The 17,545-nt window shown below is 36.3% G+C and carries 13 protein-coding genes; 5 read left to right on the forward strand and 8 right to left on the reverse strand.

Annotated elements, in window-relative coordinates:
• The first annotated feature begins 4 nt into the window (after nucleotides 1-4).
• Nucleotides 5-2,965: a TrlF family AAA-like ATPase gene (locus F933_RS05900; protein WP_005059444.1), complete on the forward strand. Its 2,961-nt coding sequence runs from the start codon at nucleotides 5-7 to the stop codon at nucleotides 2,963-2,965.
• A gap of 148 nt (nucleotides 2,966-3,113) precedes the next feature.
• Here the strand turns inward: F933_RS05900 and F933_RS05905 are convergent, their stop codons facing one another.
• The 8 genes from F933_RS05905 to F933_RS05940 form a co-directional block, all read right to left on the reverse strand.
• Complete coding sequence (locus F933_RS05905) at nucleotides 3,114-7,403, reverse strand: NACHT domain-containing protein (RefSeq protein WP_005059447.1); 4,290 nt, start codon at nucleotides 7,401-7,403, stop codon at nucleotides 3,114-3,116.
• A gap of 152 nt (nucleotides 7,404-7,555) precedes the next feature.
• Nucleotides 7,556-8,488: a recombination directionality factor gene (locus tag F933_RS05910; RefSeq protein ID WP_005059449.1), complete on the reverse strand. Its 933-nt coding sequence runs from the start codon at nucleotides 8,486-8,488 to the stop codon at nucleotides 7,556-7,558.
• Between the two features lie 159 nt (nucleotides 8,489-8,647).
• Entirely contained in the window at nucleotides 8,648-9,811 is a 1,164-nt protein-coding gene (locus tag F933_RS05915) for a YqaJ viral recombinase family nuclease (RefSeq protein WP_005059451.1), read from the reverse strand.
• Between the two features lie 214 nt (nucleotides 9,812-10,025).
• Nucleotides 10,026-11,078: a DUF932 domain-containing protein gene (locus F933_RS05920; protein WP_005059453.1), complete on the reverse strand. Its 1,053-nt coding sequence runs from the start codon at nucleotides 11,076-11,078 to the stop codon at nucleotides 10,026-10,028.
• Between the two features lie 88 nt (nucleotides 11,079-11,166).
• Nucleotides 11,167-11,466 (reverse strand): hypothetical protein, encoded by a 300-nt coding sequence (locus F933_RS05925; RefSeq protein WP_005059454.1) that lies wholly within the window; start codon nucleotides 11,464-11,466, stop codon nucleotides 11,167-11,169.
• A gap of 137 nt (nucleotides 11,467-11,603) precedes the next feature.
• Nucleotides 11,604-11,984, reverse strand: coding sequence for a hypothetical protein (locus F933_RS05930; RefSeq protein WP_005059456.1), 381 nt, complete (start codon nucleotides 11,982-11,984; stop codon nucleotides 11,604-11,606).
• A gap of 5 nt (nucleotides 11,985-11,989) precedes the next feature.
• Nucleotides 11,990-12,580, reverse strand: coding sequence for a hypothetical protein (locus tag F933_RS05935; protein ID WP_005059457.1), 591 nt, complete (start codon nucleotides 12,578-12,580; stop codon nucleotides 11,990-11,992).
• A 17-nt stretch (nucleotides 12,581-12,597) separates the two neighbouring features.
• Nucleotides 12,598-12,858, reverse strand: a complete 261-nt coding sequence (locus F933_RS05940; protein WP_004722358.1) for a hypothetical protein — start codon at nucleotides 12,856-12,858, stop codon at nucleotides 12,598-12,600.
• A 709-nt stretch (nucleotides 12,859-13,567) separates the two neighbouring features.
• Between F933_RS05940 and F933_RS17235 the strand changes: the two genes are divergently transcribed.
• From F933_RS17235 to F933_RS05960, 4 genes are all read left to right on the forward strand, one after another.
• Nucleotides 13,568-13,717: a hypothetical protein gene (locus tag F933_RS17235; RefSeq protein ID WP_005059459.1), complete on the forward strand. Its 150-nt coding sequence runs from the start codon at nucleotides 13,568-13,570 to the stop codon at nucleotides 13,715-13,717.
• Nucleotides 13,718-13,871: 154 nt separating this feature from the next.
• Nucleotides 13,872-15,005, forward strand: coding sequence for a hypothetical protein (locus F933_RS05945; RefSeq protein ID WP_005059461.1), 1,134 nt, complete (start codon nucleotides 13,872-13,874; stop codon nucleotides 15,003-15,005).
• A gap of 868 nt (nucleotides 15,006-15,873) precedes the next feature.
• Nucleotides 15,874-16,584, forward strand: a complete 711-nt coding sequence (locus tag F933_RS05955; protein ID WP_005059465.1) for a YagK/YfjJ domain-containing protein — start codon at nucleotides 15,874-15,876, stop codon at nucleotides 16,582-16,584.
• A complete protein-coding gene (locus tag F933_RS05960; RefSeq protein WP_005059467.1) occupies nucleotides 16,584-17,534 on the forward strand; it encodes a hypothetical protein in 951 nt (316 codons plus the stop codon). Before F933_RS05955 ends, F933_RS05960 begins: the two co-directional genes overlap by 1 nt.
• The last annotated feature ends 11 nt before the right edge of the window (nucleotides 17,535-17,545 follow it).

Here is a 17,545-nt window from a genome sequence, read left to right on the forward strand (position 1 = left end):
AAAAATGAATTTACTTCATATTAAAAATTCTAAATACCATATAGGATCTGAATGGAGAAGATGGGATCTCCATGTACATACACCTGAAAGTCAGCTAGGCTCTTCATTTATTGGAACTACTTGGAAACAATATCTTGATACACTAGAAGCTAAAGCTCAAGAATTCGATATAGCGGTCATAGGAATTACCGACTATATGACAATTGATGGTTATAAAAAAATTTATGAAGCTATTAACGACACAGCTAACCCTAGGTTAAGCTCAGTAAGATTTATTTTACCAAATATAGAATTTCGTGCGCAGCCTTCAACAACTGATGGAAAGGCATTAAACATTCACTTACTAATAAACCCAGCAGATTCAGACCATATTGAGAAAATACAACGTGGTCTTCGAAATTTAAAAGTCTCCTACAACTCAACGCAATATGGTTGTTATAAAGATGACTTGATCGATTTCGCGAAAGCTCAAGATCCTAATATTCATGATGATCAAAAAGCTTATAAGTTTGGTATAGAACAATTCAAACCATCTTATACTGATATTTTAAAATGGATTGATAGCGATGCATGGCTTAAAAAAAACTCCTTAATTGGTATTGCAAATGGCAAAGATGGAATTAGTGGTCTACCACCAGATGGGTTCTCTTCTGTAAGAGATGAATTAGTCAGACGATCTCACTTCATCTTCTCTGGAAACCCTAATGATCGAAAATATTACTTGGGTCAAAAAAAAGGTACTAATTCTCAAGAAATTATAAGAATGTATAAAAGCTTAAAACCTTGTTTACATGGCTCAGATGCCCATACAATAGATGACCTATTTAGACCTGATCATGATAGATTATGTTGGATTAAAGCAGACCCTACTTTTGAAGGACTCAAACAAGTACTATGGGAGCCTGATTCAAGAGTAAAAATAAGTAATGTACGACCTCAACACTCTAATTTAAGTAAAATAATTACCAAGATTAGAATCAATAATCCTAACGGTTGGTTCTCTCAAGAAATATTAAATCTCAATTCTGGTCTCATTTCTGTGATAGGCGAAAAAGGAGCTGGAAAAACGGCAATTGCTGATCTTATCGCCTTTGCTGCCGGTGTTCCATTAGATACTAAATCACAAGCTTCATTTATTAATAAAGGTAAACGTCATTTATCTGATATAGAGATCGAGCTGACTTGGGGGAATGGTGAAGTTTCGACGGGCATACTTCCCAATAATGCACCGGCATTTCCTAAACCATTAGTCCGTTATTTATCTCAAGATTTTGTAGAAAGACTCTGTTCTAATGATCATCAAGGATATGAATTACAAAAGGCAATTGAAGAAGTGGTTTTCAACCATCTAGATGAAGACCTAAAAGAAGACTACTCCTCATTCGAAGAGCTTCGCTCTGCAAGAGAAGCAGCATCACAATCTAGACAGAATGAATTCCGTGGTCAAATTGTTGCATTAAATAGAGAAATTGAACGATTACATTCTACTGTAATCCAAAAAACTGAAAAGCAGTTAACATTAGAATCAATTAAAAAGCAAATTGTCGATTTCAAATCTCAATTACCAGCATTAACTCAAACTGCAGATGAGGCAATACTAAAGTTATTAGAAAAGGAACAAATCAATTTAAAAGAGCAAGAATTGTGTTTATCTAAACTGAATCGTTCAAAACGATGTATTGATGAGCTTTTAAAAACCTATAAAGATTTAAAAGAAAAGACAGATAATCAAATTGATCAATTAATAGCAGGTGCACAAGAACATGAAAATATCCAAGGTCTAGACTTCAAGAATCTGAAGCCTATTTGGAATTCAAATATTGAATTTATTCTAGAACAAAAGTCTATAGAAATTCATGAAGAAATTCAGAAAATTAAAGGCAATCAAGATAGCTATAAACCCACTGGAAATACAATCTTTGACATTCAAAAACGTATCATAGATCACCAAAAAAAGTTGAGTAACGATGAAATAAATCGCAGAAGATTACTAGATCTTCAAAAACAAATTAATGATATCGAGCAAACTGAGAAAAGGTTAGAAAAAGAGATACAAGATATAGATCACAAAATTTTACCTTCAATAACTGGGCACACTGTTGAAAGACATCGTATTTATTTGAAATATTTTGAAGCTTTAGCTGAAGATCTCAATGGTTTGAAAGAGCTTTATACACCTATGCAAATGCAGTTAGCATCGCTTGGCACAGATATGACGTTCGAACTCTCAGCTGGCTATAAAATCAATCATCAAGAATGGGTTGATAAAATAGTTAAATTTTTCGATGGTAGAAAGCCTAATGCTCTAGCAAAAAAAGAAGAAATTGAATCTTTCATTGTTGAAAAAATTATTCCAGCTTGGGAAAGCAATGATAAAAATCAAATATCTCAAGTCCTTTCTGATTTTAATCAGAAAGTTTCACCTTTTGACTTCATGCAAAATTGTGCAGCACCTAGCCTAAAGTTAATTGAACTATTTGATTGGATGTTCTCTACTGATCACATTAGTACAACATATCGAATTAAGTATGCTGGATCATATCTTGAACACCTTTCTCCTGGTACAAGAGGAATAGCTTTACTTGTCTTATATTTATTAATGGATGAAGATGATAGACGTCCTTTAATCATTGACCAACCGGAAGGAAATTTAGATAACTCATCGGTGTATGCTCAATTAGTACCATACATCAGGAAGGCAAAAGAAAATCGACAAATCATTATTGTTACTCATAATCCAAACTTAGTGATAGGCACAGATGCAGAACAAATTATTATTGCAGCATCCTCTCGCTCGCCTAGTCAGGTATACCCTTGTATCACATACTATTCTGGGTCTCTTGAGCATAATGAATTTGATGAGACTCACAAAGGTATTAGGCAAACAGTATGTACCTTACTTGAAGGTGGAGATAAAGCATTCAAGGATCGAGAAGGTAGATATTCTATTATTCAACCTACTTAATTCAGCAAAGCATTAATATCAATGGAGTTATTTGTAAATACTCCATTGAACATTACTCCAATTTATACTTACTAGTTCAAATTTGAGCTAACAGTTACACACTTTTTAGTATATCCATCATCATTAGTTCAAATCTGAACTTAAATAATTACGTCGTTGCAACTAATTTTCTTTTACTTAAATCAATAACAATAACTTTGATAGAGTCTATTCCAATCCATTCATGAGCAATACCATACCAATACTCTTGAAGGGCTGACTCTAGTTCATCCAAGCCAACATTCTTACCACTAATTTTCCATTTCTTATCTATGTCTTGGGCAACTAATAAAAATATTCCACAACCAGCAGTTGACTCACGTAAATAATCTCCCACCAATTGATTTCTCAATCTTTCACAGAGTTTTGGACCACTCCAACTTTTATCTAGAATTTTTAATTCAATTGGTACTGGACTGTTTACTGTAGGGTTATCAAGCCTAATATCAGTTCGTTGGCTATTTGCTAACTCATTTTCTTGAGAAATTGAACATTTAGATTGTGCCCTTTTTCTTAACTCACCAGCAATTAGATTTCTCATTTCTGTTTCTTGTTCAACTCTTTGCCAAGTAAGCCAAGGACTATCGTCACCATTTTCAAGCCAGTCTCTTAATTCAGTTATCCTAAGCAGTGCTAACTCAAATAATTCTTTATGTGTCTTTGGCTTGATATTACCCGAATTTTCAAATTGTAATACTTGCTCAATATTCCATGGTTCTGAATCACCACATGACAAGGCAATATTGTGAGCAGTTTTTTCCAACCAAGTACGTCTATTTCCACTTGGATGCTCTTTTAATAAATCTTTAATTGCGTAAAAACTTTCAGCACAAGGGACTTCTTTCAAATATGTAAAAATTAAATCTCTAGCATCTTGTGCCTCATCTCTAAGCCCAGGTGAATATACTCCTGAGTTAGCTCTATCTATGTCATCATCTAGCTTTATATATTTATGCATTAAAGAATATAATTTCTTTAAATATCTAATTTCTTTAACCTTATTGTTTCCTGTTTTTCCATTTATTGAATCTCTTTTACCCATCAAATGGCAAATAAAAACTTGAGATGCTTGTATAGCATCCTCAAAAGTTAACGATTCTAGCCACGTAGTTAAGGACGATATTCCTTCTTCTGGATCACAATCTACATAAACTGCATACCACCATGCTTTGTGCTCAGTTAAACTGAATTCCTTAATTTTTTGTTGGGCTAATAAGCTAAAATCTGACTCTTGAATATCAGAATTTAATAAAATCTGTACTGCATATCTGTAAGTATCTTTATGAAGTAATTTTGAGTTTTCTTTTAACCATTGAAAAATTTTATGTGCGATATCTGTATGTATCCAAGGAGCATGATAGATCAGGTCATACAAGATATGATTGTAATTTTGTTCAGTTTCAGGATTTGATGACCCTAGTTCCCATAAAACTTCTTTGTTAACGGCTTCAACAACTTCATTTGGAAAAATTTTATGAAATTTTTCTAGCCATGACGGAAAACCATTTAACTCCCATGAAAGATATCTTAAGGCATTGCTGATTTCATCTGAATTTAATCTACTATAAAATTCTGGATTCTCTTTAAATTCAAGTTCCAGTCCTATTAAACCAAAAATTAAATCACAAGGAGTACTGTTTTTCTTTAAAATTTCTTCTGAATGTAATTTAGGTTTATAAACTCGCCAAAACTTTATAGCTGAATCACGATAGGCTTGTGCTACTTCTTGCCCAAATTCAGGAATCAGGTCTTTCCAGTTTTGAAATGCATAACGGTCTGTAGATATTCTTCCATACTCACCAAGTTGATCCATTAACCAAATATGATTGTTTGTTAATTCACCATTTAAAATATTAGGTGAGTTCTTAAGTTGCTCAGGATTATTCTTTAGTCTTTGTATCCAATCTAATTTTTCTTTTTTTTCTGTTAATTCTCTTTTCTCACGTTCTGTTTTTCGCTTAATTGCATCTTCTTCAAATTTTTTTTGCATATCACTTTGAACAGGTACAGGTATTAATAAACTTGTTAACTGATCTAAAAGTTGAGAATGGCTTTCACATGCCTCTTGTATTTTGGTTAACATTTCAATCGGTTTATTCTGTTGCGAATATATTATAAATGCTCGATTTAAACAGACTAATTTATCATCTATACAATCTTTAATATCAATATAACTCAATATCCTATCAAAACTATCAATATTAAACTCCCAAAAGTGCCCTAGACATGAAATTGCCCAATCATTAGTTAATCTATTTTTTTCTTTTTGAAGTAAATATTCGCGTGCTATTTCAATTGAATTCCAATATAACTTATCATTAAGCTCTGGCCATGTAGGTATAACTTCTCTCAGTCTATTCTTTTCATTAAAATCATCAAAATCCCCTTGATACTCTAGAGCTGTAGCATTAATTAATATTTCTATTATTCTATCGTCAAGTACTAAGGGATTACGCTCTCTAATTAATTTCTCAATAATTTGAAAAGCTATTTTTAAAGTCCAAGCATATTCTTTCGATATTTGGTATTCTTTTATATTGAAAAAAGGTCCTGAATTTAATAGTTCTGCTATACCAATCAGTAAATCATATCCTAATATAGCATCAAGATTCTGTACAAATTTTTCTAAGACAGCAGTTAACCCACGATGTTCAAATCTTTTATACAAAGATGCATTTCTTAAAGACTCTATGAGTAAACTGATAAACTCTTGATTAGGATCAATTTCATCGACAAGTTCTACAATTAACTGTCTATCTAGTTTTTCTCCGGTTTGATTTAAATTAGCCCAAAGATCGACTTTTTGTTCTCTTTCCCCACATGCCATAATTGCACGTGTCGATACCCTCCTAGAGTACATATTTCTTTTAGAATCAAGAGCAATGGATGTAAGTAAAGAAAGACATTTAGTAAACCTTCCTTGCCAAACCATTCGTCCTAAAAAGAAAATAACATCTTCATTATCATAATAAGTTTTTATCAGTAATAAAACTTCATCTTCTAAATCAAAATCAGTAATTTTTGCAATAGAGTCATTATCTCTAATTGTCCGATCATCTTGGTTTTTTGCAATTCTTTCAACAAATTGTGAAAAAATTTCTTTACGAATAAGCACTGGCAACTGTGCAGGATCACCACTTTCAAAAGCAATTTCTGGTTGAAGTTTCATTACATCTTGGCAAATCCTTTCATCTAACAATATTAACCATGGAAGTATGGATCGAAGTGATGGTACTACAATTTTTTCACCAAATTGTTCACGAAAAAAAAGCCTTTCTGTTAAAAGTCGATTGTCGCCATTTAATAGTTTTGAGAACCATTGAGCTGCGAGAAACTCACGAGTATCCCTGTGTCTAAAACGTACTGCTCCATAAATAATATCGTTAAAAATTCCAGATTCTAATAATCGCAATATTTCATCATCATTCCAATCTGGAAGAATAGTTGAAGCATTTAAATTATCTTTGGCTCGTACAAATGCTGGAATACCTATATTTGTTTTACGAGTTAATATAACTGCTGCTGCAAGACGTTGTGCACCTTCAACTAACTTTTTAAAGCTTATAGGAATAGATTTTCTATTTTGCGTATGTGATTCTCTTAAGCGTTGTTCAATATTATATTGAATAATATCTGAACGAGAGCCCAATTTACCTTCATCATTCCATTTCAAAATAATATTTTCTAAATCAAAAGGTCTTCCAGCAAATTCTAATAAGTCATATCTTTTAATTTGATTAAGTATGTCTGGAATATTTTCTACCGACCTAATATCAAGAAATACCCTTATATCTTCAATACTTAAAGGCGAAAGACCAAAAACTTTTAATGCACTTTTTAATTGCTTATCATTACCTGATTCATCTTGTACTGCCTTAACACCATAAAACAGTTCCGTATCTAGAATTTCTTCATCACTTTTAAATCCCCAACTATAAGGACGACTTGAGATGTAAATATGACTTCTAAGTACAGCAGTTTTTATTTTTCTTGCAAACTTTCTTATAGCTTTATGAAATTGTTTTGGATTTTCTAAACGAGCTTCGTCTACTGAGTCTAAAAAAAACCATGCAGAATCTGTAGAGGCTAACCATTCATTGAATTGGTCTTCATCTCCAATTTCAAATTCATTGACAAAATCATTATCAATATCCTCTATTCGAATGAAAAACGCGTATTTACCGTCTGCTTTAATTCTTCTAGCACACTCTTCAAATTCTTTAGTTTTTCCTGCACCAGCTTCAGCCAAAATCACACATCTATATTCAGTTAATAAATCGTCCCAACTATTTTTTTCTGCATACTTCATGTTTAGTGAATAATCTAAATTAGATACATCTAAATTTTGATCTGACAATATTGGTGAGAATTTACGATTTAATTGAATATAGTCATTCATAATCTATTGATAAAATTATTTAAAGTTACTCTGAGTATAACTATTATTAAAAAAATAAGGGAGCCTAAGCCCCCATATTCTGAACATTGATAATTGTTTTCATTTAAAAGTTTGACGTTGGTCTGTAAACAGACTCATGATGTTTTGCCTGATTAATTCAAAGTTTGCACCGACTGCTGCAACCCTTTCTGGATATCATGTACAAAACCCTTTCCCTGATTGAGTTTAGGTTTTGATTTAGTCTGAACATGCTCATCCTGTTGATGCTTCTCTTCAAAATTCTCATCCATATAAAACTCCTCCACCAAATCCAATCCCTCTTCCGAATTCACCTCAAATCTTGCATTATCATAACCCTGCCTAGCCATTTGATCTAAAGCATGTTGATTAAAACCACTCTGCTTACTTTGCTGATCAATGTCGGTTGCCATTTGAATGGCTTGTTGCAGATTCACGCCATCTCTTAAAGTTAAATCCACGTAATACACAGGCGTTCGATAGCTTTGTGTGGTGGACTTACCTCGAAGTGTCAATTGCAGTGGTAGACATGACAGTAAGCCATTCGATGCAGCATGGTAATAACTCAGTCTCGCAGCCAAAGTTCGAATACTATTAAACCCCGCAGTTCTAAAAATGAAAGTACCCAGTTCATCACTTTCATCTAAGTTGACGTGCAAACGGCCGTAGGGTTTACAGTTGCCTCCTTGTGCCAATGGACACAAATCAGGTGACGGACATGGATGTTGCTCTACGCCTTGATTGGTTAAGCGTTGACAGATTTCACCATTACCCACACAAACAGGTCGCCCAGTTTGACGGTCAAATAAGCTGTACTCTGCCCGCAAACTGAGTTCAGGATCATTAAAGATCATCCGGACTGGTATGGTTCTGAGTTTTTGGTTGGATGCTTTGGCACGAAGTTGTTCATCAAGCGGATGCTTGACCCATCCTTCTTTGCCTTGGATTTGGCTGGTAATCGTAAACTGGTCATCCTTTTCAGGTAAACGTTTGCCGTTCTTTTCTACCACTTTACCGATACTGATGCGCCCAAGTATGGGTGGTGTAATCGCTAAACCTTTGATCATGTTAATGTCCTCTATGCTGTTGTATGGTTTGGAACTGTTTTGCGTTGTTGGTTTAAAAATGAAATCGGCATAAAACATCCCATGCGCAGAGGCATGGGATGTTTAGGCGGTCTGTTTTAATGTTGAGTGCTTGGATATTTTGCTTAGGCTAAATCGCTTTCAATCATCATTGGTATAGATGTTGAAACGCCGTGAACCTGTTTTGCTTTGTGGAAATTGATTCAAATATTCAGGATATTGCTTGAGTAAGGCCTTGCTGTCTAAGCTGATCGAGTCTTTTGACTTTTTCCACGTCACTGAGCCTGTTAAGAATGTTGCGCGTTCTGCCTGCTGCATCTTGGCTTGCAGTTGATGCTTAAGCAGATCGAATTGCTCCTGATGCTTTTCAATTTGGTTGCGCGCTTGAATCAGTTGTTCAAACTGTTGATTGGCACTTTCATCTTCGGATAGATCTGTGGTGCTGAGTGGCACATGTTCGGGATATAAAAGCTGTAAAGCTTTGGCTGCTGATTCACTGGCATCCGCTTCAGGCGGGGTATCATTTTCTACGCATTCCCAAAAGTAACGTTCGGCATTAATGATGTGTTGAATCACTGATTCAGAACGTGTCACTTTAAAAATTCGAGTTTCATGCCCACAAATTAGTACGCAAATATGCGCAGCTTTTTTACCTGTCACTGCCAATTGGTGTTGTACCTGACACAGCACGTATAAAGGCACACCATCTCGCCACAGTTTTGCGCCATATTCCCCTGCGGTTTTACACTCCAAAATCTGTACATCAGCATCACCTGCTACCGAATAATCCAAGTTGGCTAACATGAAATGTTTGTCAGCTTCGGGATGTTGTAGCACGGCATTGACTCTACGGACTTTATAATTGGTGTGCATGCTGTAGTATTCAGCGACTAAGGGTTCAAGCCGGTTACCCCAATACAAAGGTGCATGTCCTTCGCTTTCATCCTCAATGGATTGTTTCACTCGACCTGTTTTAATCATCCACAGTTCGAGCATCGACATATAGGGGTTGAGTCCACAAGCGGCAGCACAGTCACTACTGCCAATGCCTTGGCGTCGGAGGCTTAGCCATTCAGCTTGGCTCATATGTTTGGTTTCAGCCAAGCGCTTGGGACGCAATGTTCCGACACGGCTCTGTCTCTGCCCTTGTTGGGTTTTAGGATAATGCTGCTGTCGTGTTCTGCTTGGACGTTGTGGGGTTTCCGATGCTGAATCGGGTGATGTAGGCAATGGCATCGGCAAGGATGGTATGGAACTGGGGATGACGGGTGTTGAATTTGCGATATTAAAACGTTGAGGATTCATTGATTTATCCTTTTATCTATAAGTTGTGTTGAATTCGAAAGATTTAAATTGAGAGGATTAAATTGAAATGCTTGTGAACTTTAAAAATCAGCAGGCATAAAAAAAGCCACATCGTGTTGATGTGGCTATAAAGGGTTTATGCTCTGGAGATAGTGCAACATAAACTTTGCTTGATTGACAAGATTCAATTTAATCTCAAAAACTTAAAGCTAACTTAAACCAATAAACGCAGTGCTTGTTCTAGTCCACGTTGTTTTAAGCCAGCCCCTACACCGAACCACGCTGAATCCAATCGATGATCCTGACTCATGGCTCGACGCTCGTGATCAGCGAACTCTGTAATAGAACAGAGTAAGCCATAGGCAGTATCTTTGGCTGAGCTGAGTTCTGCCCCTCGTCCATGTCCGTTAAACATAGTCATGACTTTGGACATCGCACGCCCATTCGGTTCAGTTTTGTTGTCTGCTTTGGGGGTTGAGTTGTGTTGATTGGACATTGCAGCATTGCGGTAGTACTGAACAATACTGTCCTCCTGCTCTGCAATACTGAGACTGGTGTTGTTAAATACCGCATCGAAATAAGCAGCGGCTTCTTGTTGAGTGACTTTACGTTGACTGAGCTGTTTCATTTCATACATGTGCTCGTTCCATGCCCGTACTGAAATCCCCAATTGTTGTTTGATCTTCTCTGCATCAAACTTGGTGCTGTGGGGGACTTTGACTACGCCTGCACTTACGTTTTGTCCTTTCAGCGCAATGGCTAAAGTGTTATTGCACACCACACGGATCGAGGTGAATTGTGCAGTGGTGGCAAGAGTGCCATCACAAGCTGTGGCTAAGAGAATATAGCCATTGCTGACGTCTTTGCCTTTTAAAGCCGAGGTCTGCCCTGTTTTTGCCAAAGCCCAGAATTTCTTGCCACCTTTCAGTACCCCAGCGGTTTCCAGTTCAAAACCTGATTGTTCAGTGAGGTCTTTATAGAAGTGTAGAATTTCTTTGGGTTGCACTTCTTGATAGCGCTGACTGACTACGGATAATGGTGCATGGGTGTCGGAACGGTACAACACCCGTTGTTCATCATGCGGGAGGATCAGGTTTTGCCCTTTGTGGTTTTCAGCCATATAGCTGACATTGGAACTTTCAATCTGCCAGTCCATGCCTGCTTGTTTGGCCCAGACTTCGATCGGTTGGTTTGGGGTCAATTGATTGCCTAAACCATGCCAAGGGGTTTCGCCTACATAAGCCATATTTTCAATTTGATGTGCCATGGTGAGTCTTCCTAAAATAAGAGTGTGATATAAAGTTTTAAAGAATCTGTAAATTCAACGATGTAACCGTGTAAAGGCGAAGATGTGATTACTTCGCCCATGCAAAGCTATGTTGGCAATCCAAGCAGAGATAGTGCTCGGCATTGCTGTAATATTTTTCAAAGCAGTATTGGCTGACCACAACAAGGACACCGCCGACGACCACTCCAATCGCTGCACCAATAAAAGGTGAAACGCCTGCTTTTTTGGCGACCTGCATGCCGAACATCGCCATTTGTGTGGGGGAAATACAACGTTGCAGTTGCTCAAAATAATTAAAGTTGGGATTGCCTGTATCAGTCTGCTGAACATGGACAGACTGACAAAAAGGACAGCGAATAAGAGACATTTAATATTCCAAGTAGACTGAATTCAGTACAAAAGCTGAATTGTGGGCATAAAAAAACCGCATCCCTTAAGGACACGGTTTGGTTTGGTGTATAGCTTAAATTTTAATTGAGTGCTTTGGCTTAGCGTTGAACGAGGTTATTGAAAGCTATAGCTTGCAGTGCCTTGGTCAGTTTCAACATCGACACGTACCACATTGTTATAGCCACAACCTGTTAATTTCAGGCTTAAACGTAAACCCATTTTAAAATGTTGTGGGTATTCCAACGATCGGCGATAACCTTCATAACCGCATTCACCATTGTTGATCAGTACATTGGTTACATCGATGGGATCGGCACTGTTGGAACGAATGGTGAGTACACTGGCGGATTGGTTTTGTGCATACCAGTTACTGGTGTCTTTAACATCCAGTTCAACCGTAAAGGTATTCGGATCAAGACCTGAACTACATCCAACGAACATCATGCTGACTGTTGCAGTCACTGCCATGAGGATTGGTTTTAAATATTGCTTCATCACATTCATCCTGAGCAGTAGTTATAGTTGACCTTATAGTCGCCTTGATCCATGTCGGTGCTGACCATGTGAATTTCACAGTCTTTGCCGACCTTGAATTTGTAGACATAATAACGATTACCGACTTGTTCCGATTCAAGCGCACCACGTGACAAGACCTGTATTTGTTGGCTGGATTTCCCTGTGTCTTTCGCAATTTTATCGACAACATATTGCTGATATTGGCGAATATTTTTTTGCTCAAAATCAGGAAGCTCAGCATAAGCCATCATGTACTCGAGTGTTTCTGCTGCTTTTAAGTTCTGATCAAACTCAAAGCTGAGTAACTCAGGTTCATGTTTCGATGTATTTTGACTTTTGCTTCCTGTGGTCAATTCTTTAACATCAATCCCATCCACTTCCGCTGCGGGAATCTCGTTTGATGCTGCTTCTGAAGCAGCAACTTCTGATGCTTGTACGGCACTGGCATTGTTATCGACACTTGTTTGAACAGGCTTTTCTACAGCATGTTTAGGACTAAAGAAATAAAAGCCTGCAATGCTAATCAGGGTCAATGCCAAGATCGCAGCCAAGCCCAATATGGTTTTTTGGTTCATCTCACTGCTCCCAGTGTTTAGTTAGGCACTGAAACTTGACCATTCTTGGCATTGAAATAGACAAAGCGTGGACAACCACCTTGAAAATTCACGGTGAAATTGCGCCAGCCACGGTTACCAGGATTGGTTTTATACATACATTGATAGGCCCCGCCACCCAAGTTACGCGCTTGAACAAAATAGGCTTCGCTTTGTGTGGCAAACCAACCTGCATGTGTCCATGAGGCTGTAGCAAATAGGGTTGAAATCAGGGTAGTTTTTAGGAATGTGTTGATCATCATCATTTTCTCTTTTTTATAGGCATCACCTGTCTTGGTCTTGATCAGACGCGATGTTCCCCATGTCAGTTATGTTTGAATGAATTTCTCTGTTTTTTTTTGAAGTGTTATAGACGATAAAGCACACGGATCTATGACCCTCAAAACAGCATGAGAGATTCATCTTCATATCGGTAATATGTACTTGAAAAAGTTTTATTCTTAGAAAGTCATCGACACAGCGATACATGCACGACAGCACAGCACGAGGTCTAATCACCGCTATGTTGTAAATAGGGTACAAACATGAAAAAAGAGAAATATAAAAGACGGTATTGATGTAAGCGCATGGCGTACTCCTAGATGATTTAGAAGTTCTACCAAGTCACTGTCAAATGATGGTGGCAGAACGAGAAAGGGTTGACAGACCAGTCATCTAGGAACCGGCACGCACAAGGCGTCCCTCCCTCGCCCTACCGCAACGGAGGAGGAACGAACGAGTTCGCCACCAAAAAATTACTTTTTTGATGTGCTAGATGATAACGGTCTGTCAAAACCGACTGACGATGTAGGTCAGCAGGCTAAGGATAATCTGCGCAATGTAGAGCGTCAAGCAAACAGATAATACGTAAAATTTTAATGTTATATTTCATCATCTGTAATATTGAAAAGTTAGAACTTTTTCTGCATATTGATCCAACTAAAAATTATCCACTAAAGAAGGATCAACATGAGAAAAGATTTAAATCTTGAACAGCAAGAAGAAGATTACAAAGAAGCTCGCGAAAATGAGCTTCAAAAAATTGCTGAATCAAATAATGTTTCTATCAAAGAAGCTGGCCAAATCAGGGAAGATCTTCTTAACTCAGCCGAGGAATAATCAATAGTAGCCCTATCATCTAGGGCTTTTTTATACTCTTCGTTCTGAGAAAGCACATAGTGATAATGCTATTTTCAGACACTAACAAAAAGCAATCAAACCTATGAATTTAAAGTTAAAATAGTTAAGTGTGTACACCTATTGAAGCCTTATTATGCGTATTAAAGACAAACAAAAAAAGCCAGACACTGTAACAGACCTGTTTGAAGGGCTTGACGTACCTATAGCAATAAAATCCAATCTAAAATCAGCTAAAAAATTTGTCATGGCATTGTTAAAAGACATGTCAAAACAAAAAAATCCTAGTGTTCATGAATTCCACCAAATACAGACTAATTCAAAGAATATAAGAGAAATTAAAATATATGCTCAAATTGAACTTGAGTATTCAGGTAAAATTTATTCTTACAATTTTCTACGCTTGAAAGGGTCATTTATTCCTGAATACATGCTTAAGGAAATTTACGATTGTAATTTTCTTGATATAAAAATAATGAGCGTTGGTGGTGCACCTAACTCCAAGAATAAAATAAACCAGTTATTTACAGGCATAGCAATAACTATTGCTACAGTCATAGGGTCAATTATAAAAGAAGAACTGCCAATAAAGATGACTTTAGGTGAAGGGTTCCAGCTTATTCAAAAGATTATCAAAACATATGAAAATGATTATCAACAGAAAGTGCAAGAACCAATTAAAGAACTATTACGGACTATAGAATTATATTATCAACTTGATATTGATGATAAAGACATTAGTAAACCTAATTATCCCGACTCTATTCAAGATGCTAATAAACATCCTGATCAATCATATACGGAAGTAGTAGAACACTTAGAAAAAGCCATAAATCAGTGCATCACTATTGGTCTTTTTAAACAATACCAAAGATCTCCGAACTCAAATAAAAAAATAGAGAACATACCCGTTATATGTGAAGGGCATACTTTGTTAAACAATACAAAGTTACTTAAAAAACTAAATGGTTCAACTTTAAATCTAGAAGGTAATTCCAAAAAAAAACAAATCTATAATGTTTTTGATAAGAAAATCATCGATTTAATTTCTGACAACCAATATGAAAAAAAGTATAAAAATAAGACAGAGCTATATAGAGTTTTGGCGGAAGGAATTTCCGAACAGCTATATGAATATATGAAAAATCATCGGCAAGACAACAACCACAAACATGGTTTAATGCCTGACAATCTAGCAACCCGAATTCGTACCATAATTAATAAAAATGATGAATTAAAGAAAAAATTTATACAACAGTTTGAAAAATAATGATTATTCGTTTTTTTTACTTACCTCGGGCCATCCGATAATTTTGTTTACATCCATGTAAATTTACTGTCATTGGATAGTGTCCTTTCTGCTTCAAGGTAGCTATTCAATTTAATGGGCTTTTTCCCATAACTAATCCAACATTTAGGACAGTAAGTATGTACACCGCAATACTTAAAAAACCTTCGGGTTCATCACAAAGTCAAAGTTTAAAACCTCGATCAGGCCGAACCTCTGAATTAAGGATAATATTACTATTAAGTATATATTATCCCAATAGATGTACTACTTATCATCTGGGTAGTTTGTATATACCTATTCCAGTAGTGTTATACAAAACACTACTGATTATTAATCAGTATAGATTTTGCTATAAAGCTAAGGGGTACACTCATGCCTCTTAAACCTTACAAAGCGCAAACACCTGCGATTGTTTATCCTCTCATTAGTGATGGTGCATTTGAACTTCTGCCATCATCAGAGATTGAACAGACCATTTTATATCGTGACCACCGATTGAAATGTATGCTCAATATAGTGTCATTCGTCAGGGAATGTTTAAACGCAAAGCGAATTTGCAGCCAAAGTTGAACCCGATGATTTCAACGTATTTAAGGGTTTCTTTTACTACGCTCAGTGGATAAGACCATTTGTCCCTGTCTTTGATGATATTACAAGCATTGATCTTAATTACCTGAAAGACTTTATCGTCTGTGAAGAAATATTATGTTTCTTCAAAGCAAAAGAACTTTTAAATACCGAATTAGATCTGATTGGGTTATTTGAACAACCAAATTCCCAGCCTCTTGTACATATACAGCCAAGAGCAGATTTATTAAATCAATTCGTTCAACTGATTCGTGAGCAAATGGGTAGCACTATAGTAAAAAATGTTATCCGAAAACGTGAGGAAAAGGCTAAACAAAACTTAAAGTCTTGTCGTAAAGCGATAAACCAATGCTTTGCCAAATTCAGCAAACTTTTGGTTATACGTGTTGATTTTGCCTTTAAGCCACCTTTAGAGAACTTAACCCCTTATTGCCCAGATGAACTACAACACCCTTTTCATTCTGAAGATGCCTTGCAATCTTTAAAAGAGTTGATTGCACGGTTACTAAGGAACAGAAGGCACAACAAAATATTGAACCAAATCAAAGGTTATATTTTGAAGTTTGAACATGGGTTGAAAAAGGGCTTTCACGTCCATGCTCTGTTTTTTATGGATGGCAATTTACATCAAAGTGATGGGTATTTTGCACATGAAATTACCAAGTACTGGAAGAAGCTTACGAACGATCGAGGCTGCACCTATAACTGCCATATGGCAAAACACAAATACAAAACTCTATGTATAGGAATGATTGGCTACACAAATACCGCAAAACGTAAAGCGTTAGATGACTGTGTTCAATATTTCTGTAAAAAGGAACAGTACTTCATGTTTAACAAACTGAAAAGCGTTAGAACAATTCAGACCAGCCAACCACCTCAACGAGGCTCTAATGCTGGTCGTCCAAGAAAAGTAGTTAAAACAGTTAACGCAACTTTGCTGAATAACAGTGATAAAGGGGTATTCTAATGCTGACTAAAAAAGATCTTTCAGTAGCTCATACTGCATATTTTTGTAGCACTGGTGCGCGATTAGCTCTACCACATCCAAGTCCATCTGATTTTTATCAAGCAACATCAATTATTGGAAACTCATCTCTTAAAAGTTTTGAAAAGGCAGCTAAAGGCACAAATGTAGCTCTGATGCAAGCAACGCAAACTATCCCTTGGTTGAATAATACACCTTGGTTTAATGGCAATATGTCAAATATTAGCTTGAATCCATTTAATCTAAACTTAGCGAAGCTAGCTTATGAGCACGGCATAATTCAGCAAAATCAAACTTCTGTGATTAATCCATTTGATGCATTTAATTTATCTATGCATTTCCAATATCTTACACAAACTATCGATTTTGAAAATAGCCTTACAGAATGGTCTAAGCCTTTTGAATCTTCAAAGAAAAAAGTGGATACATTATTTCAAAGTATTGAAAGAAACTCTGCCGGTTTTGAAATTCAAGAGTCGAGTATTAATTATGATGCAGATCAACATAATACAATACATTTTAATAGCTTGAAGGAAGCTACTGGGGATGAACTAAAAGCACAGTTGAATCAGATCGAGCCTGATAAATGTTTAGCCATTTTGTTAAAGAAAGAACCTTGTTTAAATAAGCGTATGAATCTGCGCTATATCGTGATCTTGCAGAAAGACTACATTGATGAACCATCAGGTTTTACAGACCTAAGCTTCTTACAACGTATAAAAAATACTGTTGAGTCGAATAGTTGCTATTACTTTAACTATGATTCTGGATGCCTAAATGGGTTTCTTGCTAACAACCGTTTTAGTAAGAAAAATCCGAATTATAGGGAGCGGATCAGATGCCTAAAAAGCTATCTTATAGGTACAGATGCATTATATAGAGTAGATGGACTACAGACTTCTCTTGAGATTTTGTACTCAAAATTTGTCTAATAGGGTTGAAA

This window comes from Acinetobacter beijerinckii CIP 110307 (assembly GCF_000369005.1).
In the GTDB taxonomy this organism is placed as follows: Bacteria; Pseudomonadota; Gammaproteobacteria; order Pseudomonadales; family Moraxellaceae; genus Acinetobacter; species Acinetobacter beijerinckii.